Genomic DNA, 20,706 nt, shown 5'->3' with positions numbered 1-20,706 from the left:
GGTCCGCGCGTTTTTCATGCAGCGCCGTCCATGCCGTTCTCGCCCTCCGTCACGCTGGACAGCGGCGCGGCCACATGCTCGAGCGACTTGCGCTCCGCGTCGACACCCCAGATCGCCGCGACGAGCGCCGCCGCGAGCATCAACGCCGAGCCGACCAGATAGCCCGAAAACACCTCGCTGCGCTGATGCGTATCGATCAGCCGACCGAAAAACGCCGGCCCGATGATGCCGCCGAGCGCGGTGCCGAACGCATAGAAAACCGCGATCGCGAGCGCGCGGATTTCGAGCGGAAACGATTCGCTCACGGTCAGATACGCGGAACTCGCGGCCGCCGACGCAAAGAAGAAAATGACCATCCAGGCGACCGTCTGCGTGACGACGCTCAGCAGTTGCTGCTCGAACAGATAGCCGGACAGCGTCAGCAGGATCGCCGACATCGCGTAGGTCGCGGCGATCATCTTGCGTCGACCGATCACGTCGAACAGCCGCCCGAGCACGAGCGGCCCCAGGAAATTGCCGAGCGCGAAAGGCAGCAGATACCAGCCGATGTCGTCGCCCGGCACGTGATAGAAGTCGGTGAGGACGAGCGCGTAGGTGAAAAAGATCGCGTTGTAGAAGAATGCCTGCGCGGTCATCAACGTGAGACCGACCAGCGCGCGGCGCCGGTGCACGTTGAACAGCGTATGGAACACCTCGCGCAACGGCGTATGGTCGCGCGCGCGCAGCCGCAGCCGCGTGAGGGCGTCGTCGGCGAGCGTGTGGCCGGCGTCGCGAAAACGCGTCTCGATGCCCTCGACGATCGTGCGGGCGTCGCGCTCGTCGCCGTGCGTGAGTAGCCAGCGCGGGCTTTCGGGTATCCAGATGCGCATCGGCAGGATCACCAGCGCGAGCACCGCGCCGATGAAAAAACACGCGCGCCAGCCCCAGTCGGAAGGCAGCAGGTGCGGATCGAGCAGCACCAGCGAGCCCGCGGCGCCGAGCCCCGCGCCCACCCAGAACGTGCCGTTGATGCCGAGGTCGGTCCAGCCGCGCACGCGTGCCGGCGTGAATTCCTGGATCGTCGAGTTGATCGCCGTGTATTCGCCGCCGATACCCGCGCCGGTGAGGAAGCGGAACAGCATGAAGCTCATCAGATTCCACGACAGCGCGGTCGCCGCGGTCGCGGCCAGATACAGCGTCAGCGTGATGAAAAACAGCTTGCGGCGGCCGAGACGGTCGGTCAGCCAGCCGAAGCCGAGCGCGCCGAGCACCGCGCCGGCAATGTACGCGCTGCCTGCGAGGCCGACGTCGGCATTCGAAAAGCGCAGCGCCGGGCTCGTTTTCAGCGCGCTCGCGACGGCGCCGGCAAGCGTCACCTCGAGCCCGTCGAGCAGCCACGTCACGCCGAGCGCAACCACGATCAGCGTATGAAAGCGGCCCCACGGCAGACGGTCTAGCCGCGACGGCAGATCGGTTTCGATCAGCGTGGCGTGCTGGTCATCGACGGCGGCGGTGGGCGGCACGCTCATGACGCGAAGTCTCCTCGATGGCGAAATGGGGCGGCATATTCGGTCGGACGTAGCAACATCCATTCCGCGCCATGATTTCAAACGATCTTGCGGCCGTCCCGGCAGCTTCAGTTGATGCTGCCGGAGTTTTCGTGATACAAAGCCGCTCCCCTTTCTTTGCGCGCCAGCCGTGAGCGGCCATTCCTGCCATGAACTATTGCGCGATTGACTTCGGTACTTCCAATTCGGCCGTCGCGGTTCCGATCGGCCCGCAGCTGAAGCTGGCGCCGGTCGAAGGCGCGTACACGACGCTGCCCACCGCGGTCTTCTTCAATACCGACGAACACACCAGCGAATTCGGGCGCGCGGCGCTCGCTGCTTACATCGACGGTTTCGACGGCCGGCTGATGCGCTCGATGAAAAGCATTCTCGGCTCGCCGCTCGCCGAGAATACGACCGATCTCGGCGACGGCAGTGCGATCAAGTACACCGACGTGATCGCGACGTTCTTGACTCACCTGAAGCGCGCGGCCGAGGCGAGCGCCGGCGGCGCGATTGACCGCGCGGTGCTGGGCCGCCCGGTGTTCTTCGTCGACGACGACCCGCGCGCCGACCAGATGGCGCAGCAACAGCTCGAAGCCGCTGCGCGCACGGCCGGCTTGCGCGACATCCACTTTCAGTATGAACCGATCGCAGCTGCGTTCGACTACGAATCGCACCTGAGCGCCGAGGGGCTCGTGCTTGTGGCGGACATCGGCGGCGGTACGTCGGACTTTTCGCTCGTGCGAGTGGGGCCGGAACGGATGAAGCGCGTCGAGCGCAAGGACGATGTGCTCGCGCACCACGGCGTGCACGTCGCGGGTACGGACTTCGACCGCCGCGTCGAACTCGCCACGATACTGCGCGAACTCGGCTACCAGTCGCTCGATCCGCAAGGGCGCGAAATCCCGAACCGGATTTATTTCGATCTCGCGACCTGGCACCTGATCAACACCGTCTACACGCCAAAGCGCGTCAGCGAACTCGCGCTGATGCGGCACCTTTTCACGGAGACGAAGCACCACGACCGGCTGATGCGCGTGGTCGAGCAGCGTTTCGGGCACGCGCTCGCCGCCCACGCGGAAGAGGCGAAGATCGGCGTGGCGGCGGGCGGCGAGACCGTGATCGATCTCGAGCAGGTGGAAGAGGATCTGCGTCTCGCGTTCGACGAAGCGCAGCTCGTCAAAGCGGGCGAGGAAGAAACGCGACGCATCGTGCAGGCCGCGCGCGATACGGTGCAGGCGGCGGGCGTCGCGCCGCGCGATGTCGACGCGATCTATTTCACCGGCGGGTCGACCGGCCTCGCGTTTCTGTCGGGCGCGTTGGCCGCGGCGTTTCCAGATGCGCAAGCGGTATTCGGCGATCGTCTCGCGAGCGTTGCGACCGGCCTCGGTATTCATGCGCGGCGTGTATTCGGATAATCCCGAATAATCAACAAATAATCCGCCGCGGATTGCGAAGTAACGCGAAGTTAATCGGCGCATTCAGATTGGCCGCCGTAATAAAAAACCCCGCCGAGGCGGGGTTTTTTTGCGTCCAGAAGGAAGCGCGGAGCTTACACCGGCTTGATGTTAGCCGCTTGCTTGCCCTTCGGGCCCGTCTTCACTTCAAACGTGACCTTCTGGTTTTCTTGGAGCGTCTTGAAGCCTTCAGTGCGAATTTCCGAGAAATGCGCGAACAGATCTTCACCGCCGCCGTCCGGAGTGATGAAGCCAAAGCCCTTAGCGTCGTTGAACCACTTGACGGTACCGGTTTCCATATTACTTTTTCCTAAAAATGGTGAATAAGGCCGAAGCCCGGGGTGCATGAAAATCAAGGAAGGGGGTAATGGGACCAACCGGAGTACCGTTGATGGGCGAACTACGAAAGAACCACTTCACTCGCCACTTGAAATCCTGCCCGAACGTTATACGGCGAATTCGGACGAAGGTCAACAGTCTAGACGAAACTTTGCCGGACAGATCCGAAATTTTCTTACAAAGCTTGCGCATGGGGACAACTTTTTGTAGGGAGAACCCTTAGTTCGGCTGCGGTTTCGCTGCAGTAACACGGTGCAACCGTTAAACTACGCGCCGCGCGTCGGTTGCACCTATTCCGCATCTGGACGCGCTTACATGCGCGTCACCCCGTCCCCACCGCCACAAGCGATGTCACGCGGTGCCGACATGGTTCTGATTTAGGAGAAGACTTGAAAAGTTCTATACAACGGAACATCGGGCCATTCGCGCTGATGCTGACCGGTCTGGGCTCGATCATCGGTTCGGGTTGGCTGTTCGGCGCGTGGAAGGCTGCAAAAATTGCCGGTCCGGCTGCGATTTGCGCATGGATCATCGGTGCGGTCGTGATTCTCGCGATTGCGCTGACCTACGCGGAACTTGGCGCGATGTTTCCGGAGTCTGGCGGGATGGTGCGCTATGCGCGCTACTCGCACGGCGCGCTGGTCGGTTTCATCAGCGCGTGGGCCAACTGGATCGCGATCGTGTCGGTGATCCCGATCGAGGCCGAAGCATCGATCCAATATATGAGTACCTGGCCCTATCCCTGGGCGCATGCGCTGTTCGTCGACGGGTCGTTGACGACCAACGGCCTGCTGTTGTCCGCCGGGCTCGTCATCATCTATTTCCTGCTCAACTACTGGGGCGTCAAGCTGTTCGCGCGCGCCAACTCGGCGATCACGATCTTCAAGTTCCTGATCCCGGGCGCAACGATCGTCGGCCTGATGATGACAGGCGTCCACACCGAGAACTTTGGCCAGACGACCACGTTCGCGCCGTACGGCTGGTCGGCGGTGCTGACCGCGGTCGCGACGAGCGGCATCGTGTTCGCATTCAACGGTTTCCAGAGCCCGATCAACCTGGCCGGTGAAGCGCGAAATCCGGCCAGGAGCGTGCCGTTCGCGGTGATCGGCTCGATCCTGCTCGCGCTCGTGATCTACGTGTTGCTGCAGATCGCTTACATCGGTGCCGTGAATCCGGCCGACGTGATGAAGGGCTGGAGCCACTTCAGCTTTGCTTCGCCGTTCGCGGAACTGGCGATTGCGCTGAACCTGAACTGGCTGGCGATCCTGCTGTACGTCGACGCGTTCGTGAGCCCGAGCGGCACCGGTACGACCTACATGGCAACCACCTCGCGCATGATCTACGCGATGGAGCGCAACAACACGATGCCGAAGATGTTCGGTAACGTGCACCCGTTCTATGGCGTTCCGCGCAACGCGATGTGGTTCAACCTGCTCGTCTCGTTCATCTTCCTGTTCTTCTTCCGCGGCTGGAGTTCGCTCGCGGCGGTGATTTCGGTCGCGACCGTGATCTCGTACCTGACCGGCCCGATCAGCCTGATGGCACTGCGCCGCGCGGCAACCGATCTCGAGCGCCCGCTGCACATCGCCGGCATGAAGGTGATCGCGCCGTTCGCGTTCGTCTGCGCGTCGCTGATCCTGTACTGGGCGAGGTGGCCGCTGACCGGCGAAATCATTCTGCTGATGGTCGTCGCGCTGCCGGTGTATTTCTACTTCCAGGCGAAGTCGGGCTTCGAGGGCTGGGGCCGTGACCTGAAGGCCGCCTGGTGGCTGGTCGCGTATCTGCCGATCATGGCGATCCTGTCGCTGATCGGCAGCAAGGAGTTTGGCGGCTTCGGCATTCTGCCTTACGGCTGGGACATGCTCGTCGTGATCGCCTTCGCGTTGGTGTTCTACTTCTGGGGCGTGAACAGCGGCTATCGTTCGGAGTATCTGGACGAGCGGCTCGTGCACGACGAAGTGCTCGAAGTTGTCGGCGCGCATTGAGCGCCGGTCGAAACCGAAGATCCGCTCGACGCGGGTCTTTCGGGGCCGATAAAAAGCCCGCCCGATCGATGATCAGGCGGGCTTTTTGTTGACCTTTGTGCGCGACCCCGCGCCGGATCATGCGGTCCCGAACACGTAGTTCGTCATCGCGAGCGAGCGTTGGTAGGTGCCGAGCGACTGGATCGCGAGCGAATAGTCGTCGTCGGCGGCACCGAGCGCGGCGAATACCGGCAACAGATGCTCGTCGGTCGGATGCATCAACACCGCGTGCGGCGCCTGGCGGCGATAGTCGAGCAGCGCGTCGATATCGCGCGCGACGAGCTTGTCCTCGAACCAGTCGGTGAATTCGGCCACACGCGGATCGGCGTCTTCCGGGCGCGCGGAGAAATCGGCGGCGCGCAGGTTATGGGTGATCTGGCCGGAGCCGATCACCATCACGCCTTCGTCTTTTAGCGCGCGCAGCGCGCGGCCGACGCGGAAATGATGCGCGGCGTCCTTGTGCGGTTGGATCGACAGTTGCGCGATTGGCACGTCCGCTCGCGGAAACATCAGCAGCATCGGCACCCATGCGCCGTGGTCGAGTCCGTGCGGCTGCACGTCCGCGACGATGCCGCTCGCGCCGAGCAGCGCGGCGGCGCTACGTGCGATGTCGGGCGCGCCCGGCGCCGGATATTGGATTTCATAGAGCTGGCGCGGAAAACCATAAAAATCGTGGATGGTTTCAGGCGCCGTCGCGATGCTCGCGAGTGGCTGCGCGGTACCCCAGTGCGCCGACAACATCAGGATTGCCTCGGGACGCGGCAATTGCGTGGCGAGCGCGCCGAACTCGGCGGACGGCATTGACGGATCGATCGGCAACGTGGGTGCGCCGTGGGACAGGAAAAGCGAAGGTAAGCGGTTCATGACAGCAACGCGGCCGTGTAAGCACGGCACGGAGAAATTGGGTTGCTACCAATATAGGTCCGCACGCCAGCTTGATAAATGGGCTCGGCGGGAATTGATTGCGTCGCAGCCGTTGTTAATCCGCGTTGTCGCGGTTACTCCTGCGCGCCCCGCAATCCTTCCCACGCCGGCGACAACGCCGGCCCCAGCGCAAACAGATCGAGCACGCGTGCGACAGTGTGGTCGACCATCTCGTCGATCGAAGCAGGCCGGTTATAGAACGCGGGCAGCGGCGGGAAGATCACTCCGCCCATTTCGGTGACGGCCCTCATATTGCGCAGATGCGCGAGATTGAACGGCGTTTCGCGCACCAGCAGCACGAGACGGCGACGCTCCTTCAGTGTGACGTCGGCGGCGCGGGTGATCAGGTTGTCGGCGAAACCGTGCGCGATGCTCGCGAGTGTTTTCATCGAGCAGGGCGCGACGATCATGCCGTCGGTCGCGAACGAGCCGGACGCGATGCTCGCGCCGACATCACGCACCGAATGGACGACATCCGCGAGCGGATGCACGTCTTCCTTGCCCAACTCGAGTTCATGCTGGATGTTGAGCCAACCCGCGCTCGAAATCAGCAGGTGGCTCTCGACGCCGCCGAGCCGCCGCAGCGTCTCGAGCAGCCGGATGCCGTAGATGGCGCCGGTGGCGCCGGTGATCGCGACGATCAGCCGGCGAGGCACCGCGGTGCGTGCTTGCTGCATGGCTTGCGGCGCCTGATGAAGCGAACGAAGCGTAGAACGCTCAGGCCGCGGCGAACAGCTGCTGCAGTTCGCCCGATTCGTACATCTCCATCATGATGTCCGAGCCGCCGATGAATTCGCCCTTCACGTACAGCTGCGGAATGGTCGGCCAGTTCGAGAACACCTTGATGCCCTGACGGATTTCGTCGTCTTCGAGCACGTTGACGGTCTTGATTTCACCGGCACCGCACGCCTTCAGGATCTGGATGGCGCGGCCGGAAAAACCGCACATCGGGAACTGGGCCGTGCCCTTCATGAAGAGAACGACGTTGTTGCCGTCGACGATTTGCTTGATGCGTTGTTGCGTATCCATGACTGACCTTGCGGTTCCGATAAAGGATGGGAATAGGCTGAAATGATAGCGGATTTCGCTACGGGCGGCCGCAGCCACGTCGCGCCTGGGGTTTTAGCCTCGGCGACCGCGCTCAGGCCGCAGCGGCGCGCAGCACGCCGCCGCTGATCCGCTCGATGCCGGCGAGATCGCGCGCCGAGCGGACCTCGGCAAAACCGCGTTCGCTCAACAATGCGCGCACGGCTTCGGCCTGGTCGTAGCCATGTTCGATCCAAAGCGTGCCGTCGGCGGCGAGACGCTCGGGGGCGCCGGCGACGATGGCGCGGATCGCGCTGAGGCCGTCGGCCTCGTCGGTGAGCGCGCCGCGCGGCTCGAAGCGCAGATCGCCCTCACGCAGATGCGGGTCGCCGCTCGCGATATACGGTGGATTGCTGACGATCGCATCGAAGCGCAACGCGGCGTCGAGCGAGCCGTACCAGTCGCTGGGCAGGAAAACGACGGCGCCCCCCGGGCGTTTCACGTCGAGCAGGCGCGCGCCGTTGCGCGCGGCGACGGCGAGCGCGTCGACCGAGCGGTCGAGCGCCCAGACCTGCGCGTCGGGCCGCATCGACGCGATCGCCACCGCGATTGCGCCGGTCCCGGTGCCGAGATCGAGCACACGTGGGCGCGGCCGAGGTTCGATCGCCGCGAGCGCGGTCTCCACCAGCAGCTCGGTCTCAGGACGCGGAATCAGCACGTGCGGCGTCACTTCGAATTCGAGCCCGAAGAACTCGCGCGCACCGACGAGCTGCGCGACCGGCTCGCCGGCCATGCGCCGCGCCTCGAGCGTGCGATAACGCTCGACGCTTGCGCGTTCGAGCGGCTCCTCGCCGCGCGTGATCAGCTGCGTGCGCCGCCAACCGAGCACATGCGTGAGCAGAATCCGCGCTTCGAGCGGCGGCAGCGGCGATGCGCGTATTAGCGCCTCGGCCGTGGCGGGCAGAGCGGTGGGGTCGAGCGGAGCCGGGGAGGCGTCGGTCATTGTCGGGGCGTTAGTCCGCGTCGCCGAGCGAAGCCAGCAGTTCGGCCTGATGCTCGCTGACGAGCGCCGCGATCAGTTCTTCGAGATCGCCGTCCATGATCGCGTCGAGGCGATACAGCGTCAGGTTGATGCGGTGATCGGTGAGGCGCCCCTGCGGGAAGTTGTACGTGCGGATGCGCTCCGAACGGTCGCCCGAGCCGATCAGGTTCTTGCGCGTCGCCGCTTCCTTCGCCTGCTGCTCGTGCGCCTGCTTGTCCTTGATGCGCGCGGCGAGCACCTTCAGCGCGCGATCCTTGTTCTTGTGCTGCGAGCGGTCGTCCTGACATTCGACGACGATGCCCGTCGGCAAGTGCGTGACGCGCACCGCCGAGTCGGTCTTGTTGATGTGCTGGCCGCCCGCGCCCGACGCGCGGAACGTGTCGATACGCAGATCGGCCGGATTGATCTCGACTTCGCCGATCTCGTCCGCTTCCGGCATCACCGCGACCGTGCACGCCGAGGTATGGATGCGGCCCTGCGTTTCGGTGGCCGGCACGCGCTGCACGCGATGCCCGCCCGACTCGAACTTCAGCTTCGAATACGCGGCATCGCCGGCAATTCGCACGATCACTTCGCGATAGCCCCCGAGGTCCGATTCGCTCGCCGACATCATCTCGACCTGCCAGCGGTTGCGCTCGGCATAGCGCAGATACATGCGCAGCAGATCGCCCGCGAACAGTGCGGATTCGTCGCCGCCGGTGCCCGCGCGGATTTCGAGGAAAATGTTGCGCTCGTCGTTCGGGTCTCTCGGCAGCAGCATTTTCTGCAGTTCGACGCCGAGCGTCTCCATACGATCGCGTGCTGCGCGGATTTCCTCTTCGGCGAAATCGCGCATCGACGTGTCGGCGAGCAGTTCCTGCGCGGTGGCGGCGTCGTTCTGCGCCCGGCGCCACAGCCCATAATGCTCGACGACCGGGTCGAGCTCCGCGTGTTCGCGCGTCAGCTTGCGGTACTGGTCGAGGTTGGCGGTGATGTCCTCGCGGCTCAACAGGTCGTTCAGTTCGGCCAGCCGGGTGGTCAGCTGGTCGAGCTTGCGTTGCATGCTCGTTTTCATCGGGCGGGTAGCGGAGCGGACTCCGGAATGGATGCGGCCAGGGGAACGGGCGAATGCCCGGGGCGGAAGCACTTTGCGAGCCACGGCGGTGGCGCGCGGGGGTGCGGCGAGCACTGCGCCGCTAACGCTCGGTAGAGCCGGGGTGTTTGTAGAAGCCGCTCATCAGCTCGATCAGCTTGTCGCGGTTGTCGGTGCTCGCGCGATTCAGCGCGTGCGTAGGACCATGGATCAGCTTGTTGGTGAGCGATTGCGACAGTGCCTCGAGGACTGCGGCCGGATCGTCGCCGCGCGCGAGCATTTTCTGCGCGCGTTCGACCTCTGCGCGGCGCAGCGTGTCGGCCTGCGTGTGCATGTGGCGGATCACCGGCACGATGCTGCGCGCATCAAGCCACTGCATGAAGTTCTGCACGCGCGTTTCGATGATCGCTTCGGCCTGCGCGACCGCGGCCTGGCGCGACGCATTGCCTTCGCGAACGATCGCACCGAGGTCGTCGACGGTGTACAGGAACACGTCTTCGAGCTGGCCGGCTTCGGGTTCGATGTCACGCGGCACCGCGAGGTCGACCATGAAAATCGGCCGGTGACGGCGCGCCTTGACCGCGCGCTCGACCGCGCCAAGACCGATGATCGGCAACGTGGACGCCGTGCACGACACGATGATGTCGAATTCGTGCATCCGCGCGGGGAGCTCGGAGAGCGGAATGGCGCGGCCGTTGAAGCGCTCGGCGAGCCGCATGCCGCGCTCGGCGGTTCGGTTCGCGACGACGAGTTCCCGCGGATGCTGCGCCGCGAAGTGCGTCGCGCAAAGCTCGATCATTTCGCCAGCACCGATGAACAGCACGCGCTGGTTCGCGATCTTGTCGAAAATGCGTTGGGCGAGGCGTACCGCGGCGGCGGCCATCGACACCGACTGCGCGCCGATCTCGGTGGTGCTGCGCACTTCCTTCGCGACGGCGAAGGTGCGCTGGAATAGCTGATTCAGGTAGGTGCCGAGGGCGCCGGCTTCGGAGGCGGTGCGCACCGCGTCCTTCATTTGTCCGACGATCTGCGTTTCGCCGAGCACCATCGAATCGAGCCCCGACGCGACGCGGAACGCATGGCGCACGGCTTCGGACTGCGGCAGCGCATAGACGTGCGGCGCGAGTTCATCGATCGGGAGGTTGTGGTACTTCGACAGCCACTGCACCGAGGCTTCGCGCGCGGCGAGGTCGTCGGTCGCGCAGTAGAGTTCGGTGCGGTTGCAGGTGGACAGAATTGCCGCCTCGGGCGCGTTGGGGGCCATGTGGCCCAGCCAGATGCCTTTGAACGTATCCAGAGCGGGCTTTATCTGTTCGAGCGGAAACGCCACGCGTTCGCGCAAGGCGACAGGCGCAGTGTGATGGTTGATTCCGATCGTTAGAAGCTGCATTTGGGGGAGCTATCGTTCAGCCATATATTATAGCGTTTCCACGATACTCACATTCTGCCCGCCATATATCCCGCATGCGTCAGTTCGCGCCTGTCAGGCTCTCCGGCGGGATCGCGTCGAGCTGGTAACCGTAACCATAGACCGGCGTCAGCGTGTAACCAAGCTCCGGGCGCAGTTGCAACTTGCTGCGCACGCGCGACGCGTGGGTGTCGATGGTGCGCGAATTTACGTCACGGCGGCGGGCCCACACGGTTTCGAGAATATGCGCGCGCGACACCGGCCGCGCGAGATTGTTGAACAGCACCAGCGCGAGGCGGAATTCCTTCGGCGTCAGGATCACGGTCAGGTCGCGGAATGTCACGGCCAAATTCGCCGCGTCGAACGTATAGCCGCCGATCACGTCGCGTCGACGGTTGGGCGGCCGCCGCAGGCCCGCACGGCGCTGCAGCGCCTCGACACGCGCGAGCATTTCGGGGCCGCGCACTGGCTTGCTGAGACAGTCGTCGGCGCCGGCATGCAGCGCGGCGACGATCTGGCATTCGCGCGGTGCGCTCAGCAGCATCATGATGGGCAGGCCCGGCAGAATGGAGCGCGCGCGCGGGATCACGTCTTCGGCGCAATGGTCGCCGGCCCAACTTTCGGTGATCAACAGGTCGAAAAATTCGTCGGTAGCGCGCTGCAGGAAGGTGGCGCTAGTGGTGAAGTGCTGGCACGCGTGGCCGCCGGCGAAAATGAGCCGGTCGACCAGTTTGGCGTGTTGCACGTCGGGTTCGATAAGGGCGATGCGCATGGCGCTGCGTCAGCCTGGCAACGGGCGAAGCATGAGGCGTTTTCGTCAGACTTACAACTTGCCTAAGCACACCCCGATCCCTAAACTCAACCGCTATGCGGAAAGCGCCGTGCTGAACTTGTATAGTTGAGGAGGCAAAAATGCTAGCGTTGGCGGCTCCTTCCGCCTATGAGACGAATCCGAAATTGATCTTGCCATGTTTGAGCGCCCAGTCTGGAGTCGACGCCTGATGGGTTGGCCAGGCATTCTCGTACTCGGCGCGGTGATCGGCCTCGCGGGCTGGTGGTTGCATCCGCAGCGCCGCGCGAGCCACGCCCGCTGGTGGGCCGCGCTGTTGGCCGGTGTGCTCGGCACGAGCGTCGCGCGGATGGCCGGCAATGTGACAAGTCTCTTCCATGACGGCGACATGCTCGAATGGCCGGTATGCACCGCCGTCGCGCTCATCGCCGTCGCCGTGACGGTCGGCCTCTTGTCGCGTCAATCAACGCGCCGGTCAATCCGTCGATGAATCCTTGCAGGTAACTCCATGAACGCCCGACTTCCCGAAACCTCCTCCATTCCCGAGCGCCTCGCGAGCCTGCGCGCCGCGATGGCGCGCGAGGGCATTGCCGCTTACCTCGTGCCGTCGGCGGATCCGCATCTGTCCGAGTATCTGCCAGGGCGCTGGCAAGGCCGCCAGTGGCTGTCGGGCTTCACCGGCTCGGCCGGCACGCTGATCGTCACCGCCGATTTCGCCGGCGTCTGGACCGACAGCCGCTACTGGGAGCAGGCAAGTGCGCAGCTCGCCGGCAGCGGTGTCGAGCTGATGAAGATGACTGGCGGCCAGCTCACGACGCCGCATTTCGAATGGCTCGCGCAGAACGTCGCGAGCGGCGGCACGGTCGGTGTGGACGGCGCGGTGCTGGGCGTCGCGGCCGCGCGCGCGTTGAGCGCCGCACTGAACGCGCGCGGCGTGCAATTGCGCACCGACCTCGACCTGTTCGACGCGATCTGGGCGCAGCGCCCGGCGCTGCCCGCCGACGCCGTCTTCGAGCACGCCGCGCCGCAAGCGGGAGTCACACGTGCGGACAAGCTTGCGCAGGTGCGTCGCGCGATGGTCGAGAAAGGCGCGCAGTGGCACTTCATCTCGACGCTCGACGACCTCGCCTGGCTGCTGAATCTGCGCGGCGCCGACGTCAGCTACAACCCGGTGTTCGTCGCGCACGCGCTGATCGGCGTGGATCGGGCGTCGCTATTTATCGCCGACGGCAAGGTGTCGCCGGCGCTCGCCGAAGTGCTCGCGCGCGACGGCATCAGCGTCGAGCCGTACGCGAAAACCGCCGACGCGCTTGCTGCGCTGCCAGCCGGCAGCACACTGCTGATCGATCCGCGCCGCATCACGTACGGCTCGCTGCAGGCGGTGCCGTCGTCGGTCAAGGTGGTCGAGGCGGTCAATCCGTCCACTTTCCTGAAGTCGTGCAAGACCGCCGCCGATGCCGCGCACGTGCGTGAGACGATGGAGCAGGACGGCGCCGCGCTCGCCGAATTCTTCGCATGGTTCGAAAGCGCGCTCGGCCGCGAGCGCATCACCGAGCTGACGATCGACGAGCGTCTGACGGCAGCTCGCGCGCGCCGTCCCGGCTTCGTGTCGCTGAGCTTCGCGACGATCGCGGGCTTCAATGCGAACGGCGCGATGCCGCACTATCGCGCGACCGAGGAGTCGCATGCGGTGATCGAAGGCAATGGCCTGCTGCTGATCGATTCGGGTGGCCAATATCTGAGCGGCACGACCGACATCACACGCGTCGTCCCGGTCGGCACGCCGAGCAGCGAACAGCGCCGCGATTTCACCGTCGTGCTGAAGGGCATGATCGCGCTGTCACGCGCGCAATTCCCGCGCGGCATCCGCTCGCCGATGCTCGACGCGATCGCGCGCGCACCGATCTGGCAGGCCGGCGCCGACTATGGCCACGGCACCGGTCACGGGGTCGGCTACTTCCTGAACGTGCACGAAGGCCCGCAGGTGATCTCGCACTACGCACCGGCCGAACCGTGGACCGCGATGGAGGAGGGCATGATCACGTCGAACGAGCCGGGTCTGTATCGGTCGGGCAAGTGGGGCGTGCGAATCGAAAACCTCGTGCTGAACGTGGCCGCGGAAAAAACCGAATTCGGCGACTTCCTGAAGTTCGAAACGCTGACGCTGTGCCCGATCGACGCGCGCTGCATCGAGCTGTCGCTGCTGCGCGACGACGAGCGCGCGTGGCTCAACGCGTATCACGAGACGGTGCGCGCGCGCCTCGCGCCGCATGTATCGGGCGACGCGAAAGCGTGGCTGGAACTGCGCACGCAACCCATCTGAGCATAGCGACGACCTTCCAAAGGAGCGTGGTGCATGGCGATCAAGGCAGTGGTGTTCGATTTCGGCGGTGTGCTGATCGACTGGAGTCCCGAGTACCTGTACCGCGAGCTGATTCCCGACGAAGTCGAGCGCCGCTGGTTCCTCACGCACGTCTGCTCGATGGACTGGGTGATCCGCCAGGATGGCGGTCAGCCGATCGTCGAAGCCACCGACGAGCTGATCGCGCGGTTTCCCGATCACGAACCGCTGATCCGCGCGTTCTATGAGCGCTGGCACCAGATGGTGGCGGGTGTGCTCGACGACGGCATCGCGCTGATGGAAAAGCTCGAAGCGGCCGAGGTGCCGCTCTTCGGGCTGACCAACTGGTCGGCCGAGACGTTTCCGTACGCGTGGGAGCACTATCCGGTGCTGCGGCGGTTTCGCGACGTCGTCGTGTCGGGGCGCGTGAAACTCGTGAAGCCCGACCCGGCGATCTTCGCGGAGATGCGCCGGCGCATCGAACTGCAAATGCCCGGTGTCGAGCCGGCCGAACTCGTCTTCATCGACGACAACGCGAAGAACGCCGAAGCCGCGAAGGCGCTCGGCTGGCACGGCGTGCATCACACGAGCGCCGCGCAAACGGAAGCCAAGCTGCGCGAGTTGGGCTTGCCGGTTTGAGCTGACCGCCGCCGCTACTGCCCCAGCAGATTCTTCAGCGCATTGCCGAGACCCTTGACGGTCTCGCCCGCACCCTTCGCGACGCCTTCGACGCTGACCCCGAGCGCCTGCGCAAACCCCGCGCCGATGCGCGTGAGGATCCCTTCGCGCACCGAGAACTTCGGATCGCGCAGATCGCCGTCGAGCACGAAATGCAGCGTGATATTGCCGTTATGCGTCTTCAGCGCCGCGACGGCGGCGCGGGTCGGAATCGACATGAACGTCTCGAGCGGATTGTCGGATTCGGCGAGCTGCAGGTTGTGGACTGTCACCGTGCCGGGCGCATGGAGATGATAGTTCCGCACCGTCGATTCGATCGTCAGATCGACGGTGCCGCCCGTCACCTGTGCGCGCGTGCCGGCCTTCTTCAGCAGATACGGATCGAGCATCGCAATATCGACACCGTGCAGCGTGCTCGTCGTCTGCGAATCGCGGCTGGCGATTTTGATCCAGCCGTCGAACGTCACGATGCCCGTATGCGCCGGCCCCTTCATCGAGCCGCGAACGCTGACATGGGTCGGTTCGGTAAGCGCCGGCAGATGCAGATGGTCGACGCTCGCGTTCGCGTTGCTGACCGTGACCTTGAACGGCGGCGGCCCGACAGTCATGTCGTAGAAATGGAAGTTGCCGTGTTCGAAGCGGATATGGTCGACCAGCTTTTCGCGCGGGATCGGCGGCGCCGTGCCGGCGTTGCCCGGCTGATCGCCGCGGTTCAGCGATTCGCGCAGGTTCGGCAGCAGATTCAGCGAGCCGTCCTTCGTGCGTAACACGGCTATGTCGAAGCCGCGCACGACGACCTCGCGGATATGCATGCGCCGCGCGATCAGATCGCGCACGTCCGGGGTGATCGTGATTTCGTCGGCGCGTAGCGGTTCACCCGCTGGCCAGTCAGGCGGCGCTTTTAGCACGACGTGGGTGAGGTGTACCGAGGTGAGGCCGACGTCGATACTGTCGGCGCTGCCGAGCGGCCCGAGCGCCGCGCTGACGCGATTCTTGACTTCCTGTTGCGCGAATTGCATCGCGCCGATCGCGATCAGAACCAACGCCAAAAGCGTTCCGCCCACGATGACGATCCAGCGCCTGCCCTTCGACATCGCCATGCCTGTCTCCTCGTTGCCGCGTCGCGCGGCGCTGTGTTGACCGTCTGTCGCGTGCGCGAGACTTTCACGCGCGCCTCCATCTAGCGACGGTTAGCAACGCGCATGCCCCGCGGCCCGTGCGGCATCGCGCCAGACGGGCCGTCGTCCGCCCGCTTCTTAACGCGAGATCGGCTTGTAGCGCAGGCGCTTCGGCCGCGCGCCTTCCTCGCCGAGACGCGCGCGCTTGTCCGCTTCGTATTCCTGGTAGTTGCCGTCGAAGAACGTGACTTGCGAGTCGCCTTCGAACGCGAGGATATGCGTCGCGATGCGATCGAGGAACCAGCGATCGTGCGAAATCACGAGCACCGAGCCCGCGAATTCGAGCAGCGCGTCTTCGAGCGCGCGCAGCGTTTCGACGTCGAGGTCGTTCGACGGTTCGTCGAGCAGCAGTACATTGCCGCCCGCGATCAGCGTCTTCGCCAGATGCAGACGACCGCGCTCGCCGCCGGACAGATTGCCGACGATCTTCTGCTGGTCGCCGCCCTTGAAATTGAAGCGGCCGATATACGCGCGCGATGGTGTTTCGTACTTGCCGACCGTCAGCACGTCCGCGCCGCCCGAGATTTCCTCGAACACGGTCTTGGTGCCTGCGAGCGCTTCGCGGCTCTGGTCCACGTACGCGAGCTTGACGGTCGGACCCTGCACGATTTCGCCCGAATCGGGTTGCTCGCGGCCGGTCAGCATACGAAACAGCGTCGATTTGCCGGCGCCGTTCGGACCGATGATGCCGACGATCGCGCCGGCCGGGATCTTGAAGCTGACGTTATCGAGCAGCAGCCGGTCGCCGTACGACTTGCTGACGTTCTTGAACTCGATCACTTCATTGCCGAGGCGGTCGCCGACCGGAATGAAGATTTCCTGCGTTTCGTTGCGCTTCTGGTAGTCCTGGCTGTTCAGCTCCTCGAAGCGCGCGATACGCGCCTTCGACTTCGCCTGGCGGCCCTTCGGGTTCTGGCGCACCCACTCGAGTTCCTTCTTGATCGCCTTCTGGCGCGCGGACTCCGACGCTTCTTCCTGCTTCAGACGCTCTTCCTTCTGATCGAGCCAGCTGCTGTAGTTGCCCTTCCACGGAATGCCGTGACCGCGGTCGAGTTCGAGAATCCACTCGGCGGCGTTGTCGAGGAAGTAGCGATCGTGCGTGACGGCGACCACGGTGCCCGGGAAGCGCGTCAGGAACTGCTCGAGCCATTCGACCGATTCCGCGTCGAGGTGGTTGGTCGGCTCGTCGAGCAGCAGCATGTCGGGCTTTTGCAGCAGCAGCTTGCACAGCGCCACGCGGCGCTTTTCGCCGCCCGACAGATGCTCGATCTTCGCGTCCCATGCCGGCAGGCGCAGTGCGTCGGCGGCGATTTCGATCTGCTGCTCGGCGCTGCCGTCGGTCGTTGCGAGGATCGCTTCGTACTTCGCCTGCTCGGCGGCCAGCGCGTCGAAGTCGGCATCCGGCTCCGCGTAGGCCGCGTAGATTTCGTCGAGCTTCTTCTGCGCTTTGAACACGTCGCCGAGGCCTTCCTCGACCGCTTCACGCACGGTTTTCTGCGGATCGAGTTGCGGCTCCTGCGGCAGATAGCCGATGTTCAGGTTCGGCATCGGTGTCGCTTCGCCTTCGATCTCCGTGTCCACACCGGCCATGATGCGGATCAGGGTCGACTTGCCCGAGCCGTTCAGGCCGAGCAGGCCGATCTTCGCGCCGGGGAAGAACGAAAGCGAAATGTCTTTCAGGATCTGGCGCTTGGGCGGCACGATTTTGCCGACCCGGTTCATGGTGAAAACGTATTGGGCCATTAGCTTGCAGTAGACGTTGACGACGCCGGCCGCGTGCGGGCGGGCAGTCGGGGGTGAATGGGTAGTCGGTGTGAGGGCCGGGCGGAACACCCGGCGCCGGCAGGCGCGGCGTCGGATTCGACGACGCTGCCGCGCGCGGCATGTGGTTCAGGTGGCATTGTACTTCGCGGCGAGGGCCGGGCGGCAGGGGGGCCGGCGGCGGGCCGCCGTCGCGGCGCGCCACGGGCGTCTCAGTTCGCGCGCCGTCCAGTCGCCGGATCGAAGAAGTGCAGATGCTGCGCGGGCAGCACGACCTGCAGCGCCTCGCCGGCCGCGGGACGATGCGCGTGCGGCAGCCGCGCGGTCACATCGTGCTTGCCCCAGCGGCCGTGCGCTAGATTGTCCGCGCCGAGAATTTCGCAAGAATCGACGCTCAGTGTCGCGAACGGTGCGTTGGCCGTGCCCGGGCTCAGATGCTCGGGGCGAATGCCGAGCGTCCACTCGCGGCCTGTCGCGACTTCGCGGCCGATCGACGGCACGCCCGCGAGCGGCAGCTTCGGGCCGTTGCCGGCGACGTCGAAGGTCGAGCCGTCGTCCGCGACACGGCCTTCGAGCAGGTTCATCCCCGGCGAGCCGATGAAGCTCGCGACGAACACCGTGGCCGGCCGCTCGTAGACTTCGGTCGGCGCGCCGATCTGCTCGGCGTGGCCCTGGTTCATCACGATCACGCGCTGCGCCAGCGTCATCGCTTCGATCTGATCGTGCGTGACGTACAGACTCGTGGTCTTGAGGCGCGCATGCAGGCGCTGGATTTCGAGGCGCATCTGCACGCGCAAACGCGCGTCGAGATTCGACAGCGGCTCGTCGAACAGAAACACCGCCGGCTCGCGCACGATCGCGCGGCCCATCGCGACGCGCTGCCGCTGCCCGCCCGACAACTCGCGCGGCTTGCGCTGCAGCAGCGCGCCGAGCTCGAGAATCTGCGCGGCGGCTTCGACGCGTTTCGCGATCTGCGCACGATCGACGCCCGCGATCTTCAGCGCGTAACCCATGTTCTCGGCCACGCTCATATGCGGATACAGCGCGTAGTTCTGGAACACCATCGCGATGTTGCGATCCTTCGGCTCAAGCTCGTTGACGACCTTGCCGGCGATCGAAATGCTGCCGTCGGAGATGCGCTCGAGCCCGGCGACCATTCGCAGCAAGGTCGATTTGCCGCAGCCGGACGGCCCGACCATGACGACGAATTCGCCGTCGGCGACGTCGACGTCGATGCCGTGCAACACGAACTGTTTGCCGTCGTAGGTTTTCTTAACGCTTTGCAGAGTCAGTGCAGCCATGCCGTTCTAGCCTTTGATTTTGAGTGCTTGTCGCTGTCCGCCATACCGGATCATTTTTCCGAATCCACGAGGCCGCGCACGAACCAGCGCTGCATCGTCAGCACGACGGCGAGCGGGGGCAGCATCGCGAGCAGCGTGGCCGTCATCACCAGATGCCATTCGGTCGCGGTATCGCCCGAGGCGATCATTCCCTTGATGCCGATCACCGCGGTGATCAGCGACTGCTGGCTGGTGATCAGGATCGGCCACAGATACTGGTTCCAGCCGTAGATGAACGTGATCACGAAGAGCGCCGCCATCGTGGTCCGCGACAGCGGCAGCACGACGTCCCAGAAGAAGCGCAGCGCGCCCGCGCCGTCGATGCGCGCGGCTTCCATCAGCTCGTCCGGCAGCGTCTTGAAGAACTGGCGGAACAGGAACGTCGCGGTCGCCGACGCGATCAGCGGCAGCGTCAGACCGGTGTACGTATTGCTCAGATGCATCGACGACACCACCTGCACGGTCGGGAAAATCCGCACTTCGACCGGCAGCATCAGCGTGATGAAGATCAGCCAGAACGCGAGCGTGCGAAACGGAAAGCGGAAGTAGACGATCGCGTACGCGGAGATCATCGACACGGCGATCTTGCCGATCGCGATGACGAGCGCCATCACGAGGCTGTTGACCAGCATGCGATTGAACGGCGCCGCGGCGTTGCCGGTGCCCTGCGTCCAGATCGTGACGATGTTCTCGAACAGATGCGTGCTCGGCACGAGCGACAGCGGCACCGTGAACACCTCGTGCTCGCTCATCGTCGCCGCGCAGAACGCGACGTACACCGGAAACACCACCAGCGCGACGCCGATGATCAGCACCGCGTGACAGAACAGGTCGAAACCGCGTCGGTTCTCGATCATGAGTATTGAACCCTGCGTTCGATGAAGCGGAATTGCACGACGGTCAGTGCCACGACGATGATCATCAGCACGACCGACTGCGCGCCCGAACTGCCGATGTCGAGCCCCTGGAAGCCTTCGGCGAAAATCTTGTAGATCAGCGTGCGGGTGGCCTGGCCGGGGCCGCCGCCGGTCGCCGCGTCGATCACGGGAAAGGTGTCGAAGAACGCGTAGGTGATGTTGATCACCAGCAGAAAGAACGTGGTCGGCGACAGCAGCGGCAGGGCGATGCCGAAGAAGCGGCGCACCGGACCGGCGCCGTCGATCGCGGCCGCTTCGATCAGCGAGCGCGGAATCGCCTGCAGGCCCGCATAGAAGAACAGGAAGTTATAGCTGATCTGCTGCCAGACCGACGCGAGCACGACGAGGAACATCGCCTGACCGGGGTTCAGCGCGTGATTCCACACGATGCCGTATTTCGCGAGCGCATACGTGACGAGGCCGATGCTCGGGTTGAACAGGAACGACCACAGCACCGCGGCGATCGCGGGCGCGACCGCGTACGGCCAGATCAGCAGCGTTTGATAGGCCTTCGCGCCGCGCGTCACGCGATCCGCGCAGACCGCGAGCAACAGCGAGATCACGAGGCCCGACACGGTGACGAGCGTGCAGAACACGATCGTCGTGTTGAACGACGCCAGATACAGCGGGTCGGCGAACAGCTGTTTGAAGTTCGCGAGTCCGACGAACGCGCTCGACGTACCGAACGCGTCCTGGGTTTGCGTCGATTGCCAGAGCGCGACGCCCGCCGGCCACAGGAAGAACACGAGCGTGATGAGCAGCTGCGGCGCGACGAGCAGGTAGGGCAGCACGCTGGTGCCGAAGTAGGAGCGCTTTTCCATCGGAATGTCCAGAGTGTGCTGCAACGACGGGTTCCCGCGCGGGAGCGCCGGAACCCTGC

The 20,706-nt window shown here is 64.7% G+C and carries 19 protein-coding genes; 5 read left to right on the top strand and 14 right to left on the bottom strand.

Features of this window, described 5'->3' with window-relative positions:
• Positions 1-14: 14 nt before the first annotated feature.
• A complete protein-coding gene (locus OKW35_RS43115; RefSeq protein ID WP_429555275.1) occupies positions 15-1,508 on the bottom strand; it encodes an MFS transporter in 1,494 nt (497 codons plus the stop codon).
• 188 nt (positions 1,509-1,696) lie between these two features.
• Here OKW35_RS43115 and OKW35_RS43110 point away from each other — a divergent pair, with 188 nt between their 5' ends.
• Complete coding sequence (locus OKW35_RS43110; protein ID WP_090802057.1) at positions 1,697-2,947, top strand: Hsp70 family protein; 1,251 nt, start codon at positions 1,697-1,699, stop codon at positions 2,945-2,947.
• Between the two features lie 134 nt (positions 2,948-3,081).
• Here OKW35_RS43110 and OKW35_RS43105 read toward each other — a convergent pair whose 3' ends face one another.
• Complete coding sequence (locus tag OKW35_RS43105) at positions 3,082-3,285, bottom strand: cold-shock protein (RefSeq protein WP_007180251.1); 204 nt, start codon at positions 3,283-3,285, stop codon at positions 3,082-3,084.
• A 429-nt stretch (positions 3,286-3,714) separates the two neighbouring features.
• On the opposite strand from OKW35_RS43105, the gene OKW35_RS43100 reads away from it, so the two are divergent.
• Complete coding sequence (locus tag OKW35_RS43100) at positions 3,715-5,310, top strand: APC family permease (RefSeq protein WP_184065637.1); 1,596 nt, start codon at positions 3,715-3,717, stop codon at positions 5,308-5,310.
• Between the two features lie 117 nt (positions 5,311-5,427).
• On the opposite strand, the gene OKW35_RS43095 is transcribed toward OKW35_RS43100, so the two are convergent.
• The 7 genes from OKW35_RS43095 to OKW35_RS43065 form a co-directional block, all read right to left on the bottom strand.
• Entirely contained in the window at positions 5,428-6,213 is a 786-nt protein-coding gene (locus OKW35_RS43095) for a DODA-type extradiol aromatic ring-opening family dioxygenase (RefSeq protein ID WP_184065641.1), read from the bottom strand.
• Between the two features lie 134 nt (positions 6,214-6,347).
• Positions 6,348-6,950 (bottom strand): UbiX family flavin prenyltransferase, encoded by a 603-nt coding sequence (locus OKW35_RS43090; RefSeq protein WP_429555274.1) that lies wholly within the window; start codon positions 6,948-6,950, stop codon positions 6,348-6,350.
• A 40-nt stretch (positions 6,951-6,990) separates the two neighbouring features.
• Positions 6,991-7,302: a Grx4 family monothiol glutaredoxin gene (grxD, locus tag OKW35_RS43085; protein ID WP_018420101.1), complete on the bottom strand. Its 312-nt coding sequence runs from the start codon at positions 7,300-7,302 to the stop codon at positions 6,991-6,993.
• Between the two features lie 112 nt (positions 7,303-7,414).
• Positions 7,415-8,302 (bottom strand): peptide chain release factor N(5)-glutamine methyltransferase, encoded by an 888-nt coding sequence (gene prmC / locus OKW35_RS43080; RefSeq protein ID WP_429555273.1) that lies wholly within the window; start codon positions 8,300-8,302, stop codon positions 7,415-7,417.
• A 10-nt stretch (positions 8,303-8,312) separates the two neighbouring features.
• Positions 8,313-9,395, bottom strand: coding sequence for a peptide chain release factor 1 (prfA, locus tag OKW35_RS43075; RefSeq protein WP_429408188.1), 1,083 nt, complete (start codon positions 9,393-9,395; stop codon positions 8,313-8,315).
• Positions 9,396-9,516: 121 nt separating this feature from the next.
• Positions 9,517-10,803: a glutamyl-tRNA reductase gene (gene hemA / locus OKW35_RS43070; RefSeq protein WP_090802047.1), complete on the bottom strand. Its 1,287-nt coding sequence runs from the start codon at positions 10,801-10,803 to the stop codon at positions 9,517-9,519.
• 79 nt (positions 10,804-10,882) lie between these two features.
• On the bottom strand, positions 10,883-11,593 hold the full coding sequence (locus OKW35_RS43065; RefSeq protein ID WP_184065653.1) for a response regulator transcription factor: 711 nt from the start codon (positions 11,591-11,593) through the stop codon (positions 10,883-10,885).
• 229 nt (positions 11,594-11,822) lie between these two features.
• Here OKW35_RS43065 and OKW35_RS43060 point away from each other — a divergent pair, with 229 nt between their 5' ends.
• The 3 genes from OKW35_RS43060 to OKW35_RS43050 are packed head-to-tail and all read left to right on the top strand — an operon-like array spanning position 11,823 to position 14,591.
• Positions 11,823-12,101 (top strand): hypothetical protein, encoded by a 279-nt coding sequence (locus tag OKW35_RS43060; RefSeq protein ID WP_429555304.1) that lies wholly within the window; start codon positions 11,823-11,825, stop codon positions 12,099-12,101.
• An 18-nt stretch (positions 12,102-12,119) separates the two neighbouring features.
• Positions 12,120-13,934 carry an aminopeptidase P family protein gene (locus tag OKW35_RS43055; RefSeq protein WP_429555272.1) on the top strand — a complete coding sequence of 605 codons (1,815 nt, stop codon included), beginning with the start codon at positions 12,120-12,122 and terminating at the stop codon, positions 13,932-13,934.
• 33 nt (positions 13,935-13,967) lie between these two features.
• A complete protein-coding gene (locus OKW35_RS43050; RefSeq protein ID WP_429356220.1) occupies positions 13,968-14,591 on the top strand; it encodes an HAD family hydrolase in 624 nt (207 codons plus the stop codon).
• 14 nt (positions 14,592-14,605) lie between these two features.
• On the opposite strand, the gene OKW35_RS43045 is transcribed toward OKW35_RS43050, so the two are convergent.
• From OKW35_RS43045 to ugpA, 5 genes are all read right to left on the bottom strand, one after another.
• Positions 14,606-15,730, bottom strand: coding sequence for a DUF748 domain-containing protein (locus OKW35_RS43045; RefSeq protein WP_429555271.1), 1,125 nt, complete (start codon positions 15,728-15,730; stop codon positions 14,606-14,608).
• Positions 15,731-15,886: 156 nt separating this feature from the next.
• Positions 15,887-17,551 (bottom strand): energy-dependent translational throttle protein EttA, encoded by a 1,665-nt coding sequence (gene ettA, locus OKW35_RS43040; RefSeq protein WP_184035945.1) that lies wholly within the window; start codon positions 17,549-17,551, stop codon positions 15,887-15,889.
• 230 nt (positions 17,552-17,781) lie between these two features.
• Complete coding sequence (locus OKW35_RS43035) at positions 17,782-18,870, bottom strand: sn-glycerol-3-phosphate import ATP-binding protein UgpC (protein ID WP_184065664.1); 1,089 nt, start codon at positions 18,868-18,870, stop codon at positions 17,782-17,784.
• Between the two features lie 50 nt (positions 18,871-18,920).
• Entirely contained in the window at positions 18,921-19,766 is an 846-nt protein-coding gene (ugpE, locus tag OKW35_RS43030) for a sn-glycerol-3-phosphate ABC transporter permease UgpE (RefSeq protein ID WP_090802035.1), read from the bottom strand.
• Positions 19,763-20,647 (bottom strand): sn-glycerol-3-phosphate ABC transporter permease UgpA, encoded by an 885-nt coding sequence (ugpA, locus tag OKW35_RS43025; protein ID WP_429555270.1) that lies wholly within the window; start codon positions 20,645-20,647, stop codon positions 19,763-19,765. Before ugpA ends, ugpE begins: the two co-directional genes overlap by 4 nt.
• Between the last annotated feature and the right edge of the window lie 59 nt (positions 20,648-20,706).

This window comes from Paraburkholderia sp. MM5477-R1 (assembly GCF_050436385.1).
In the GTDB taxonomy this organism is placed as follows: domain Bacteria; phylum Pseudomonadota; class Gammaproteobacteria; order Burkholderiales; family Burkholderiaceae; genus Paraburkholderia; species Paraburkholderia tuberum.
The sequence above is the reverse complement of the archived record's forward strand: the minus strand, read 5'-3'. Positions and strand labels throughout refer to the sequence as shown.